Source organism: Xanthomonas sp. F14 (assembly GCF_014199865.1).
Window position 1 is genome coordinate 47,769 of sequence record NZ_JACHOM010000004.1, and the last position, 14,857, is coordinate 62,625.

General features: G+C 69.9%; 4 protein-coding genes. 1 reads left to right on the forward strand and 3 read right to left on the reverse strand.

The features are described from left to right. Positions 1 to 77 precede the first annotated feature (77 nt). From GGR73_RS14320 to GGR73_RS14330, 3 genes are all read right to left on the reverse strand, one after another. Positions 78 to 4,394 carry a UvrD-helicase domain-containing protein gene (locus tag GGR73_RS14320; protein WP_184457542.1) on the reverse strand — a complete coding sequence of 1,439 codons (4,317 nt, stop codon included), beginning with the start codon at positions 4,392 to 4,394 and terminating at the stop codon, positions 78 to 80. Further along, positions 4,391 to 7,795 (reverse strand): exodeoxyribonuclease V subunit gamma, encoded by a 3,405-nt coding sequence (gene recC, locus GGR73_RS14325; protein ID WP_184457543.1) that lies wholly within the window; start codon positions 7,793 to 7,795, stop codon positions 4,391 to 4,393. Before recC ends, GGR73_RS14320 begins: the two co-directional genes overlap by 4 nt. A gap of 360 nt (positions 7,796 to 8,155) precedes the next feature. Next, positions 8,156 to 14,011 carry a putative Ig domain-containing protein gene (locus GGR73_RS14330; protein ID WP_184457544.1) on the reverse strand — a complete coding sequence of 1,952 codons (5,856 nt, stop codon included), beginning with the start codon at positions 14,009 to 14,011 and terminating at the stop codon, positions 8,156 to 8,158. A 264-nt stretch (positions 14,012 to 14,275) separates the two neighbouring features. On the opposite strand from GGR73_RS14330, the gene GGR73_RS14335 reads away from it, so the two are divergent. Further along, the gene (locus GGR73_RS14335) at positions 14,276 to 14,821 is read left to right on the forward strand and encodes a phage tail protein (protein WP_046345173.1); all 546 of its coding nucleotides are present in this window, start codon (positions 14,276 to 14,278) and stop codon (positions 14,819 to 14,821) included. Positions 14,822 to 14,857 lie beyond the last annotated feature (36 nt).

The following is a 14,857-nucleotide window of genomic DNA, read 5'->3' on the forward strand; positions in this document are numbered from 1 at the left end:
GCCAGTGGCGCGCAACCAGTGCTTTATCGCCCCGGGGAGAGCGGGGCTTTGGTGCGTCAGCGGTAAGGAGCTGTGCGCTAGCGGGCATCGGGCGTGCCTGGGTTGCTGGATGTCGGCTCCGGGGCGCTGCCGGCGAACAGGGCGTCCAGGGCTTGGACCAGCGCCGGGTCGAAGCGCCAGGCGTGGATGCCGGGCGCGGGCGTGGCGCGGTTGACGGCGTCGGAGTCGAAACCCGAATCGGAGATGGAGCTGGCGCCATTGACGGGGTCGGAATCGGAGGCGGCGCTGGCGCCATTGACGGAGCCGGAGCCGGAGTCGAAACCGGAGTCAGAACCGGAACCGGGGATGGAGCTGGAGTCGGATGCGGGGTTGCGGGTGGCGTCCAGGCCGCGGCAGAACAGGTAGCGCACGCCGCCGAAGTCGCGGGCGTAGTCGTAGCCATCGCCCAGGCGGAAACGCAGCCAGCGGTGCAAGGCGACGGTGTAGATCAGCGCCTGCAATTCGTACTCGCTGTGCGCCATGGCGCGGGCCAGGGCGTCGGCGTCGTAGCTGGGCAGGCGGTTGGACTTGTAGTCGAGCACGTACCAGCGCCCGTCCACGGTGTAGGTGAGGTCGATCAGGCCGGTCATCAGGCCTTCCAGCCGCTGGCGTGCGCCGAAGGCCTGGCGGTCGCTCACCACGCCAAACCGGTGCAGCAACGCGAGCAGCGCATCGACGCGGGTGGGCCGCATGGCGAAGTGGAATTCCATCTCGTTGCGGCGCTGCGGCGCGGGCACGGCGGCCAGGGTGGTGCCTTCGGGCAGGGCCACGGTGAGGGTGTGGCCGATCAGCGCGGTGAGCATGGCCAGGCCGTCGTCCCATTCTTTCTCGACGTAGCCGCCGCGCTGCAGCGCCTCGAGGATGGCGGCGGCCTGGCCCTCGGGTGCGGGCAGGCCGGGGCGCCAGGCCTGCCACGCAGCGAAGTCGCAACGCTCGAACACGTCGTGCATCACCACGCCGAAGCGGTTGCCGGCAAAGCGCGGGTCGAAGGCGTCGACCTCGGCGGCCACCGCAACGGCCTCGCTGCCGGACGGCTCGTCGCTGCCGCCACTGCCGACCACCGTGGCGCTGGCCATCGGGTCGGTGGCGGCGCCGGCATCGGCATTGGCCAGCTGGGTGAAGCTGTAGACCCACCAGTCCGGGGCGATATGCCGCTGTGGCGCGCGCGCGGGCGGCACCTGCGCCTCGACCGGCGGCGGCAGGCGCGGCAGGTTGGTGGGCGGCGTGGACATATCGACCACCACTGCGCCCTCGCCGGCCGTGCCCTGCAGTGCGTCCAGCGCGCGCAGCATGCCGGACAGTGCGGTGCGCTCGTGCTGGTGGAACGGGCCGCTGGCGATCCACAGCGCGTGCTCGGCACGGGTCAGGCCGACGTAGAGCAGGCGTGCGTCTTCGGCGCGTTGTTCCTGCTTCCAGGCCGCTTCGGCGGCGCTCCAGGTCGGGTCGTCTTTATCAGTCTTCCAGTGCAGCTGGCGGCCGAGCTCGGGCGCATGCACCACGCAATGGCGGCCGGCGCCCTTGTCGCTGCGGCCGATGCCGATGTACGGCAGGAACACCAGCGGATATTCCAGGCCCTTGCTCTTGTGCAGGGTGACGATCTGCACGCGGCGCGCGTCCGACTCCAGCCGCAGCTGCTGGGCTTCGTCGTTGTCGTCGGCATTGGCGATGCGGCGCGACAGCCAATCGACCAGGCCGTGCGGGCCGAGTGCGCGGGCGTCGGCCTCCTGCAACAGTTCGGCCAGCTGCAGGTAGTTGGTGAGGCGGCGCTCGCCATCGACCAGGGCGAGCAGGCGTTGCCCGTGCGCGGCGCCCAGGTCGCCGATCAGGGCAAGCGGGCCGCCGCGTTGCCAGCGCTCGCGCCAGTCCAGCGCCTGCTGCTGCCAGCGGCGGTGACGCTCGCCGTCGTGTGCGAGCGCGGCGATGGCGGCGGCGTCCGCGCCGATCAGCACGGTGGCCAGCGCGGCGCGCAGGCGGCTGTCGTCGCCCGGGTCGAGCAAGGCCTGCAACAGGGCCAGCAGCTCCAGCGCTTCGTCGGTGGCGAACAGGCTCTGCTTGCCAGCCGCCACGGCGGGGATGCCCACCGCGCCCAGCGCCTGCTGCATGCGCGTGGCCTCGCCGTGGCTGCGCACCAGCACGGCGATATCGCCGGCCTGCACCAGGCGGCCATTGACGGTGGCGGTGCCATCGCGGCCGCCGGCCAGCCAGCCGCGAATCGCCGCCACGCAGGCGGCGGTGGCCAGCTCGCGGGCGCGGTTGGCGCTCCAGGGTTTGGGCTTTCCTGCTTGCTTGGTTTTTGCCGCTGCCGCGGCAGGTGGCGGCGGCGGGTCCGGGGCGCGCCACAGCGTCAGCGCCGGGGCGGGGCCGCCATCGCGTTGCAGGTCGGCATCCACCCGCTTGGTGCCGGGCCGCACCGGGTGGAAGGCGATGCCATCGGTGAGGAAGGCGTCGGTGTAGCCGGCCTGCGCGTACAGCGCGTCGATGGCCGCCAGCACGCCGGGGCGCGAGCGGAAGTTGTGGCTCAGCGGCGGGGCGAGTTCAGCAGTGACGGCGGCGGCCAGATAGGTGCGCACGTCGCCGCCACGGAAGCCGTAGATGGCCTGCTTGGGGTCGCCGATCAGAAACAGCGCCGGCTCCAGGCCGGTGGCGCGTGCGAGCGCGCCTTCGCCGAACACGTTGGAGAAGATCGCCCACTGGCGGTCGTCGGTGTCCTGGAATTCGTCCACCAGCGCGATGGCGTATTGCGCGCGCAGCCGCGTGACCAGCGCCTGCGCCTGCGCGCCTTCCAGCGCGTGCGCGACGCCATCGACCAGGTCGTCGTAGGTCTGCACGCGGCGCTGGCGCTTGAGCAATGCCAGCCGCGCAATGGCGTCCTCGCGCAGGGCGTGCAGCAGGCAGATGCGGCGACGGCTGCGCCATGCTTCGACACCGGCCAGCGCGGTGAGATAGCCGTCGATCTCGTGGCTCAGCGGCGAGGCCGGGGTGCGATCGACGAACTTCTTGTTGGTGCCGGCGGCCAGTTCCGCGGCGGTGAGTTTGATCAGCTTGGCGTGCGGCGTTGCGTGCATCGATGGTGCGGCGGCGAAGCTGTCGAACCAGTGCCACAACGCTGTTAGCCACTCGGGCTTGTAGCTGACCTTGCTCAGGATGCCGCCGTCGATGGCGGCCATGATGGTGTCGAAAAACGCGCTGCCGTGCGCCTGGAATGCCGCGGCCAGTGCAGTACTGGCGTCCTGCACCGCTTGCAGCAGCGCAGCGGAATCGTCGTTTGTCGTGGCGGCGGCCGGCAGCAGCGTTGGATGGCGCACCAAGGCGCGCAGATCGCTGGCCAATGCATCGGGGCCGCCCGACCACAGCGCGATCAGGTCTTCGGCCATTGCCGCATCGGCGGCGCGCTGGCGCCATAGATCGGCGGCGACTTCGCCGAGCAGTTCGCGGTCGTTTGCGAGCAGTTCCGGTGCGGCGAAAGCCTGGCCGCTTTCCAGCGCATGCTCGCGCAGCACGCGCGCGCAGAAGCCGTGGATGGTGAACACGGCGGCCAGGTCGATTTCTTCCACCGCCTGTTGCAGGCGGCGGCGCAGGGCGGCGGGTGTTTCGGTGCCGGTGGCCAGGTGGGTGGCGAGGATGGCGCGCGTAAGCAGCACATCGGGCGCGTCCTGTAGGAGCGGACCTGGACGCGACGGGTCGTCGGCGAGGTCGGTCGCGGCCTGGGCCGCTTCTACGGGGGCGGTGGGTGTTTCGGTGCCAGGGGCCAGGTGCGTGGCGACAAAGGCGTCGGGCGCGTCCTGTAGGAGCGGCCCTGGCCGCGACGGGTCGTCGGCGAGGTCAGTCGCGGCCGGGGCCGCTCCTACGGGGGCGGTGGGTGTTTCGGTGCCAGGGGCCAGGTGCGTGGCGACAAAGGCGTCGGGCGCGTCCTGTAGGAGCGGACCTGGCCGCGACGGGTCGTCGGTGAGGTCGGTCGCGGCCGGGGCCGCTCCTACGGGGGCGGTGGGTGTTTCGGTGTCAGTGGCCAGGTGCGTGGCGACAAAGGCGTCGGGCGCTTCGTGTAGGAGCGGACCTGGCCGCGACGGGTCGTCGGCGAAGTCAGTCGCGGCCGGGGCCGCTCCTACGGGGGCGTCGGGGACTAGCGTCGCGGCCAGCACCAGGCGCTCGCGGATGCGGCGGCGCAGTTCCTGGGTGGCGGCCTCGGTGAAGGTGACGGCGAGGATCTGGCCGATGCGCAGGCCACGCTCGACCACCAGCCGGGTGAACAGCGTGGCCAGGGTGAAGGTCTTGCCGGTGCCGGCGCTGGCCTCGATCAGGCGTACGCCATGCAGCGGCAGCTGCAGATACGGGTCGGTGACCGGGCTGGCGCTCATTCGGCCTCTTCCTGCGCGCCATGCCAGTGGCGCCAGCTCTCGATCAGACGCTCCGGATCCAGCGTGGCATCGGCGTTGCCGCGCCCGAGCAGGTCGTACACGCGATGGCTGGTGATGGCGAAATCGGCAAAGCGCTGCGCGTCGGCGAACGGGTCGCGGCCGCGGTTGACCAGGCGCAGTTCCGGGCTGTGCGATTCGCTCCAGCCGAAGCTGGACTGCCACTGCCCGGCGGCGTCCTTGATGGCCTTGTCCAGGTCGTCGCTGCGCGCGGCCTGGTGGTATTTCCAGCTGCTGTAGGGCGCGAACGCCAGCGGCGTCTGCAAGCCCTGCCGGTATACCTGCAGCAGCGCAGCCAACGCGCCCTGCGCCTGGGTCTGCGACAGCGGTTCGGCATCGATGGGATGCGGGCCTAAACCGTCTTCGTCTTCGAAGAAGCGCACATACGGCGCGTGCTCGCCGGCGGCGCGCAGCAGGAGCCATTCCAGGCCGTGGCGGATCGCGCTGCGGCCGCTGAGCGCGCCGACCTGCACCCGCCCCACCCCGCTCGCATACCAGCCGGGCACACGGCCGTGCACCTCGGTCTGGCCGATCTGCACCTGCAACCGGCGCGACTGCGCCGGCGCCTCGCCGCGCCAGTGCCGGAATGCCTCGGCATACGGGCGCAGTTGCGCCACCCGCTCATCGAGCTGGCGTCGCCCCAGCGGCCCGGACGGCAGCAACGCGCGCGCGCGCAGACGCTCGTAGAGCCGCTCGGTGTCGCCGGCCAGCGCGGCGTCGAACACATGCTGCTGCAGGCCGTATTGCTCCAGCCCGCGCGTGGGCGCGAGCAGCGGCTCCAGATCGCTGTCTTCGCCGGCCGGATCCGGCAGGCGCATTCCCAGGCGGTGGCGCAGGAACTGCCCGGCCGGGTCGGCGAACAGGCGGCGCAGTTCGTCGATCGACACATTCGTCGGCACTGCGATGTCATCGGCCGGCAACGCACCGGCCACCCAGGGCGCCAGCGGCTGGCGCTGGCCGGTAAGGCTGTCCACCGCAGGGCGCCACTGCCGGCGATAGCTGAAACGGCGCGGGTCGGCGCCGTGATCGCCCGGCGCACCGAAGGCGGCGGCGGCAAACGGCTGCAACGGGTGGTGCACCACCAGCGTGTCGATTGCCGCCGGGTCGGCGTGGTACTGCGCGGCGCTGCCCAGCAACTCGCTGACCAGCACCGACGGTTCGCGCGCGCTGCCGTCGCGCGCATCGGCGCCGAGATAGCTCAGGTAGAACACTTCCTGCGCGGAGGCGAACAACTGCAGGAACAGGAACCTGTCGTCCTCGCGGGTTGAACGGTCGCCGTGCCGGCGACGCTCGGTGCCCAATTCCGCGGTGAGGCGATTGAGCCCGGCGGCCGGGTCGCGGCGCGGGAAGTCGCCATCGTTCATGCCGAGCAGGCAGATCACGCGGAACGGCAGCAAGCGCATCGGCACCATGCGGCCGAAACTGATGCCGCCGGTGAGCAGCGGCGCGCGCGTGTCCGACTCGCCCAGCACTGCAGCAAAATGCGCGCGCACCACTTCGGCCGGCACGCTGCCTGCGTACTCGGCGCGCACCGCATCGCGGGCGAACTGGTCGATCAAGCTACGCAAGCGGTCCAGCGCGCGCTGCGCACGCGGTGCCGAAGGCGCTTTTGGCATCAGCGCCTCCAGCAGGCCGAGCAGCCGCTCGCGCCACTCGACCGGCGTCATCGCCTCGGCCAACACGGATTGGTGGCGTTCGAGCACGCGCAGCAGCTTCAACAAGATATCCAGTGCGGCCAGCGCGCTGCCTTCCAGCTGCGGCCATGGCGCCACACCCTCGATATCGTCGTCGGTGCCGCTGGCATGGCCGAGCAGCAGCCGGTCCAGCGCGAAGCGCCAGGTGTAGGCGTCGTCGCTCGGTGCCTGATGCTGGCGCCGGTGCGCCGCATCCAGCCCCCAGCGCGCGCCGGCCGCATGCAGCCAGCCGCGCAGACGTTCCAGCCCGGCTTCGTCCAGGCCGGCGGCCTCGGCGATCGGCGCACTGGCGAGCAGGTCGAGGATCTCGTGCAGGCCGAAGCGTGCGATCGGCAGGCCGAGCAAGCTCAGGAACACTTCGGCCAGCGGCTCGCTGGCCAACGGGCTGGCGTCGGCCAGCGCGTACGGCAAGGCATCGTCGTTGCCGTGGCTGCCGAACACCGCATCCAGATACGGCACGTACGGGTCGATATTTGGCGACAGCACCGCGATCTCGCGCGGCTGCAGCGGCGGGTCGAAGCGCGCATCGTCGAGCAAGGCGCGCAGCTGGTCGTGCAGCACCTGCAGCTCGCGCAGACGGGTGTGGCAGGCGTGCACCTGCAGGCTGGGGTCGTGCAGATTCACCGCCGGCAACGCGGCAGGCACGCTGGGCGCGCGGCGATGGAACAGGTCGCTCTGCATGCGCCGCAGCAGGCTGTCGCCCAGGCCGCCGTCGGCCAGTGCGCGGCGGCCAGACTCCAATGGGTCGGCGTAGGCGGCGATCTCGGCCAGCGGGTGCACCACCTCGTAGTCGCCGACCAATGCCATGAAGTCACGCCCGGCCGCGCCCCAGGCCTGCAGCAGCGGGTTTTCCTGCACCTGCTCGGCAAACAGCTGCACCGCACCGTCTTCGCGACGGCGCTGCCACAGGGTTTGCAGGTCGCCCCAGTAACCTTGCGTGGGCGTGGGCAGGTAGAAATGCAGCGTGCCCACGCGCGCCTGCGTGGCCAGCACGCGCAGCACGTCGGGCGAAATATTCAAGATGGCGAAGGCGAACAGGCGCCCGGGCAAGCCCTGCGGCAGCGGGCCGTCCGGGCGTGCGTAGCGATCCAGATACTGGCCGATGCGGCGCGCGCGGTATTGCCGGCCGGCGGCGATGCTGCGCCACAGCCGCGCCTGCGGATCATCAGGGTCGGCGCCGCCTTCCCAGCGCAGCAACCAGTCGCGTCGCCAGGCCTGGTACTTCTCGAACACATTGCCCAGCTCGCCGGCCAGCGCCCAGGGCTTGAGCGCATCGCCATCGGACAGATAACCGGCCAGGGGCGCCAACGCCGCGTCGCTGCCCAGATCGGCCTGCAAGGCGGTGTAGAGGCGCCACTGCGTGGTCGCCATGTCCAGGTCGTCGTCGGCCGGGCCAAGATTGCATTCCAGCGCGCGCGCGACGAACTCGCCGGGGGTGAGGAATTCCAGATTGGCCGCCACGCCGTGCTCGGCCGCCAGCGTGGACTGCAGCCAGCGCCGCATCGCCACCTGCGGGATCAGCACCACCTCCGGCTGCAGCAACGGCTGCTCCGGCACCGGCCGGCGCAGCTCCTGTGCGAGCAAGGCAGCCAGCGTATCCAGCGCATTTGAGGGATAGAGGCGGAAATCGGGCGCGGAAGTGGCGTGCATGCGTGTGCGCATTGTGCCGGATGCGGCCGTGCTGCGCTGTTGGCCCAGGGCGGCGCGCAGCGAGTGGCGCCGCTGTTCGGGCCGTACTGGAGTGGGCAGGCGCGCGGCCAACCGTGGCGATGACGGCCGACACGCTGGAGCTACTGCACCCGAATGCAGCAGGCACGAGCGAATTGCCGATTGCCTGCGATGCCGTGCGGCCGCGGCGCTCGGCGATATCGCTGCAAGCCGCCGTCGACCAACGCGCCTCCAGGCGCCGGCACCGCCATGCAATACCCCTGCGGCGGCATCACAAAAAGCGATGGGCCGGGGTCTTCGCCCGGCCCATCGCGTTGGCTTGGAGCATGACGCTGGAGACGATCAGTATTTCTTTTCCAGGTTGATCATCCAGGTCTGATCGTTGTTGCTGTCGCCATCGGTGATGCCGCGGTATTCCAGCCGCGTCGACAGGCCCTGCTCGGTCAGCAACGCCGCGCCGATGCCCACCATCAGGCGGTTGCGATCGAACGCGCTCTGGCCCGCGCGGTAGAACGGCCCACCGTTCAGATCGGCGTAGCTCAGCGTGGCATCGCCGCGGCCCTGGAAGTCGCGCTGATATTCCACGCGCAACTGCGGGGTCAGCCGGCCCCAGGCCACTTCGCGGCGCCATTCCAGGCGCAGGCCCAGGTTGCCGGTGGTGGTGGCCACGTCCATGTCGTCATAGCGCAGCGCGAACGGCGCCACGCCATCTTCGACATAGCCATCCAGCGTGGCGCGCGCCAAATCCACACGCGCATACGGGGTGATCTGCAGCTCGCCGCGTTGCAGGTCCGCACCGGTGGACAGCGAGGCGATCCACTGCTTGCCGTCGCGGTTGCCTTCGGCCATCGAGGCGTCGTCGGTGACATAGCGACGCAGGTCGTAGGACAGCAGCTGGTAGCCGACCAGGGTGTCGAAGAAGAACGCCTTGCCCGGATGGAAGCTGGCATACAACGCCATGGTGTAGGCGGTTGCCTTGGAGTGGCTGCCGTTCCTGCCCACATCGCTGTCGTCGCGGCCCCAACCCAGGCCCGCACCGATCGCCAACGACTGCGCCACCCGGTAATCGGCGCCCACGCTCAGGCCGTCGGTCTGGAAGTCCACGCCGTTGCTGTTGGACTGCTTGTCCAGGCTGCCCGAGCGGATCGCACCACCCACCCACAGCCCCAGATCGCCCTGGCCCTGCGCAGTGCTGGTGCCGCTGCTGGCCACTGCCGGCGCATCGCGGAAGTCGTTGTCGGCCTCCTGCGTGTCCGGGCTGCACGGCTGCGCACTGATGCCGCGGTCGGCCTGGCGGCAATGCGAGGTCGGCTGGAAGCTCACCGCGTTGCTGAAGGTGCTGCCGCCGCGATGGGTGGCTTCCAGACGGCGCTGGAAGTTGTCGATCTGCGCCCGCGCAAAACGCCGCGTGGACTCGGACTGCGCATCGATCAGGCCACGCACTTCCGCATCCACGCTGGGGTCGCGGCGCGGCGCGATGGTAAACACCACGTTGGCCGGCACCGAGGTGGCGAACGCGTTGGACAAGGTGAACTGCACCGTGGCCTGGCCGACGAAGGCCGGGTTCGGGGTGAAGGTCAGCATGAAGGTGGGCGTCTCGGCCATTGCAGCCGCCGCCGGCGACGGGCCCGATGCACGTGCCGCCGCCGCGGTGGCCAGACCACCAACCTGGGTGATGGTGGCGGTACCGGCCGACGCAGGCAGCACCGCAACCACGGCTGCCGCCACGAACGGCCCGCCGGTGGCATTGCGGGTCAGGTCGACCTGCTGCGCCTCGCCCGGCACTGCCGCCGCAGTCACCGACACCGCAACCGGCCGCGCATTGACCGCGATGGTCACGGTGGCCGCCGCCGAGGTGCCGCCGCTGCCGGTGACCGTGTAGCTCACCACATCGGTGCCGACGAAACCGGCGGCCGGCGTGTAGACCAGCTCCAGCCCGTTGACCACGGCGGTGCCGTTGGTCGGCGCAGCGGCAATGGCGATCGTGGTGATGTTGCCGGTGTCGTTGGCGGTCACCGCCACCGTCACCGCAGCATCGGACATGGTGGCCGCCACATCCGCTACCGCCACCGGCGCCGCATCGCTCACCGTGAAGCTGTAGGCCTGGGTGGCGCTGGCATTGCCGGCATCGGCCACCGCGATGGTGAAGGACGAGGTGCCCTGCGTCGTCGGCGTGCCCGACAGCGTGCCGTCGCTGGTCAGCGTCAGGCCGGCCGGCAACGTGCCGCTGGCAATGCTGTAGCGATAGGGCGCAACGCCGCCGCTGGCCGTCAGCACCTGGTTGTACGCGCTGCCGCGCACCGCCGGTGGCAGGGTCGGTTGCGCCAGCACCAGCGTTGCCGCCGCGATCGTGACCGAGTAGTTCTGGCTGGCCTGCACAGCCGGGCTGGGCGTGCTGTCGGTGGCGGTCAGGGTGAAGTTGAAGGTGCCGGACAAGGTCGGCGTGCCACTGAGCGCGCCGGTCGCTGCATCGACAACCACGCCATTGGGCAATGCGCCCGCAGTCAATGCATAGCGGTAAGGCGCGGTGCCGCCGGTGGCCGGCGTGATCGCCGCGGAGTACGCCTGCCCGGCCGTGCCTGCCGGCAAGGTGCTGGCCGGCAACGCCAGGTTCGGGCCGGCCACCGGCAATGCATAGGCCTGCGTGGCGGTGAAGGTGTTCGCGTCGGTCGCGGTCACGGTGACGTTGAAGCTGCCTTCCACCGTGGCGGTGCCCGACAACGTGCCGTTGCTGGCCAGCGTGATGCCGGCCGGCAGGCTGCCCGCGCTGACTGCATAGGTGTACGGCGCGGTGCCGCCGCTGGCGCTCAGGGTCTGGCTGTAGGCGGTGCCGCGGGTGGCGGCCGGCAGCGTGGTGGGCGCGATCACGACCACAGGTGCCGCGATGGTCAGCGTGTAGCTGCGGCTGGCCTGTGCCGCCGGGCTGGGTGTGCTGTCGGACGCGGTCAGGGTGAAGTTGAACGTGCCCGCCACGGTCGGCGTGCCGCTGAGCGCGCCGGTGGCCGCGTCCACCACCACACCTGCCGGCAGGACACCGCCGGTCAATGCATAGCTGTAAGGCGCCGTGCCGCCGGTGGCCGGCGTGATCGCCGCGGAGTACGCCTGCCCGGCCGTGCCTGCCGGCAAGGTGCTGGCCGGCAACGCCAGGTTCGGGCCGGCCACCGTCAATGCATAGGCCTGCGTGGCGGTGAAGGTGTTCGCGTCGGTCGCGGTCACGGTGACGTTGAAGCTGCCTTCCACCGTGGCGGTACCCGACAACGTGCCGTTGCTGGCCAGCGTGATGCCGGCCGGCAGGCTGCCCGCGCTGACTGCATAGGTGTACGGCGCGGTGCCGCCGCTGGCGCTCAGGGTCTGGCTGTAGGCGGTACCGCGGGTGGCGGTCGGCAGCGTAGTGGGCGCGATCACGACCACAGGTGCCGCGATGGTCAGCGTGTAGCTGCGGCTGGCCTGCGCCGCCGGGCTGGGCGTGCTGTCGGACACGGTCAGGGTGAAGTTGAACGTGCCTGCCACGGTCGGCGTGCCGCTGAGCGCGCCGGTGGCCGCGTCCACCACCACACCCGCCGGCAGGACACCGCCGGTCAATGCATAGCTGTAAGGCGCAGTGCCGCCGGTGGCCGGGGTGATCGCCGCGGAGTACACCTGCCCGGCCGTGCCTGCCGGCAAGGTGCTCGCCGGCAAGACCAGATTCGGGCCAGCCACGGTCAGGGTGTAGGCCTGGTTGCCGGTGAAGCTGCCCGCATCGGTCGCGGTCACGGTGACGTTGAAGCTGCCTTCCACCGTGGCGGTACCCGACAGCGTGCCGTTGCTGGCCAGGGTGATGCCTGCCGGCAACGTGCCACTGGCGAGCGCGTAGGTATACGGCGCGGTGCCGCCGCTGGCGCTCAACGTCTGGCTGTAGGCGGTGCCGCGGGTGGCGGCCGGCAGCGCGGACGGCGCGACCACGATCGGCGGCGCAGCGATGGTCAAGGTGTAGCTACGTGTGGCCTGCGACGGCGTGCCTGTGGTGCTGTCGGTGGCGGTTACGCTGAAGCTGAAGCTGCCCACGCTGCTGGGGGTGCCGGTCAGGGCACCGCTGCTGCCGTCGAGCGTGATGCCCGCCGGCAAGGCACCGGCGGTGACGGCGTAGGTGTACGGCGCAACGCCGCCGGTCGCCGGATTGAGCGCACTCGAATAGGCCTGGCCGGCGGTGCCGGCCGGCAGGCTGGTCGCCGGGAAGGTGGTCGTGGCCACGGCCACGGTCAGCGTGTAAGCACGGGCGCCGCTGGTGGGGCTGCCGCCGCTGTCGGTGGCGGTCGCGGTGAAGTTGAAGCCGCCGCTGGCGGTGGGCGTGCCGGACAGCACGCCGCCAGCGCTCAGGCTCAACCCGGCCGGCAACGCACCGGCCGTGATGGCGAAAGTGTGCGGCGCGGTGCCGCCGCTGGCGCTCAGGGTCTGGCTATAGGCGCTGCCCGCGGTCGCCGCCGGCAGCGATGCCGGCCCGACCACCACCACCACATCGTCGTTGACGATGGTGCCGGTACCAGTGGCGCGGGCGATGCTCGCGTTGCTGGCGCCGGACAGGCCGACGCTGAAGGTCTCGTTGGGTTCGACCGCGGTGTCGCCATTGACGGTGATCGCCACGCCCTGCGCGGTAACTCCCGGCGCGAAGGTCAGCGTGCCGGAGCGGGCGGCGTAGTCGCTGCCGGCGGTGGCGGTGCCATCGGCGGTGATGTAATTGACCGACACGGTCTGGCCGCTGGCCGCACTCAGGCTCACCGTGAAGGTGGCCGTGGTGGTGCCGCTGTTGCCTTCATTGACGCTGACGTCGTCGATCGACAGTGCGGGCAGCGCATCGTCGTTGACGATGGTGCCCTGGCCCTGGCCATCGCCCACGCTCGCCCCGGTGACGTTGCTGACGTTGACGAAGAAGGTCTCGTTCGGCTCGCTGAGCGTGTCGCCGTTGACCAGCACGGTGAAGGTGGCGCTGCTGCTGCCGGCGGGAATGGTCTGCCCGGTCAGGCTGGAGGCAACGTAGTCCACGCCGGCAGTGGCGGTGCCGTCGGCGGTGGCGATATCGAAGCTGACGCCGCCGGTGCCCGCCGGCTGGCTGAGCGAGACGGTGAAGGTGGCATTTGTGGTGCCGGCATTGCCCTCGTTCACCGACACGTCGTTGATCGACAGCGTCGGCTGGTCGTCGTTGAGGATGGTGCCGGTGGCGCTATTGGGTGACCCCACGTTATAGCCGGTGCCGCTGGCGAGCGTCAGCACCACGGTCTCGTCCGGTTCGATGGTGGAATCGGCGGTCGGATTGATGGTGATGGTGCCGGTGGTCTGGCCGGCGGCGATCACCAGTGGCGAACTCACGGCCGCGTAATCGGTGCCCGAGGTTGCCGTGCCGCCAACGCTGAAGGCGACCGACACCGCGCTCGGCGCGGCCTGGTCGAGCGTGACGGTGTAGATCAGGTTGGTCGCACCGTCCTCGGCCACGCTGGACGGAGCCACTGCGATCGATGCGTTCGGAAAGTCGTCGTTGACGATGGTGGCGGTGGCGCTGGATGGACTGCCGATGCCATAGCCGCTACCGCTGGCCACGCTGATCACCACCGTCTCGTCGGCCTCAACGGTGGTATCGGCAACCGGGGTGATGGCGAAGCTGGCCGAGGCGGTATTGGCGGGCACCACGATGCTGGCCACCGCGCCCGTGTAGTCGGTGCCGCTGGTGGCGGTGCCGCTGCGGGTAAGGTTGACCGTGGTGGCCGAGCTGCTGGTCTGGCTCAAGGTCACCGTGTAGGTGAACGATGTGCCGCTGTCTTCGTTGGCGCTGGACGGCGAGACCGCGATGCTGGCGCTGATCGCAGGGTTGATGGTGATGTTGAAGACAACCTGGTTGTTGTCCTCGTCCAACAGATAGAACGAGTCCGAGGTCGCACCATCACCGTTGTTGGTATAGGTCACCGTTTGGGTGCCAGGACCAGACTGACCGCTGAGGACGTAGCTGCCATGCGCAGGCGGCACGCCGTCGTCGGTCATACCGGTATTGGACGGACCGTCGCAGTCGCTGACATCGAAGGTCACTGAACCGCCCGCGTTGATGGTGGCGCTTTTCGGGCTTGTGCAATAGGCCGCCAGGGCAACGTGAGAGGTCGCCAACAGCAACAGCGCCAATATCCAGCGCAACAGCGGACGCACGCCACCCACGGCGGCGAAGGTCGTAGACATCATGTTTTCCCCCAAAAAACACGCCACCCCAATGGCATCGGCAACGGTCCTGGTGCCTCGGATCAGCTCAACGCGATGCCTGCGCAGGCATACGGTTGGACTGCGGCGCCATTTAAACAGGAACTGACTGCCAGTTAAAGAATGAAAAATTAATACTTCATCCCAGTTTTGGACGCTGGTGGCTTGTGGTATGCAATCTCGGCAGGTATCAGTACGGCAGTCTCCGACAGTCGGTCGGTGACGTACCTACGTAGGGAGAGCTGCATGAGCGAGTTCTTCATCGGTCAGATCATGCTGACCGGTTTCGCATTTGCGCCGAAGTATTTTGCGCAGTGCAACGGGCAATTGCTGCCGATCAATCAGAACCAGGCCCTGTTCAGTCTGCTCAGCACGCGCTTCGGCGGCGACGGCAAAACCACGTTCGGCTTGCCGGACATGCGTGGGCGCACCCCGATGGGCTATGGGCCGTCGGCGGATCCGAACTGGCAGCCGACCGCCGCTCCCATGGGCCAGGCGGCAGGCGCGGAGACGGTGACGCTGGTGGTGGACAACCTGCCCCCGCACACCCACCTGATGGATTGCAGCAGCGCCAACGGCGACAACCGCACGCCGACCGGCCGCCTGTTCGCGAACAACAGCATGAATGCCGGGACCCCACACGCGTTGTACGGCGCGCCCGGCGCGATGGTGCCGCTGTCGCAGTCCACCGTCGCCAGCAGCGGCGGCAGCCAGGCGCATCCGAATCTGCAGCCGTACACCACGATCAATTTCTGCATCGCGCTGTCCGGCATCTTCCCTTCGCGCAGCTAGGCGCATCCGTATCCGGGGGCGCCGTCGTACGCAGCC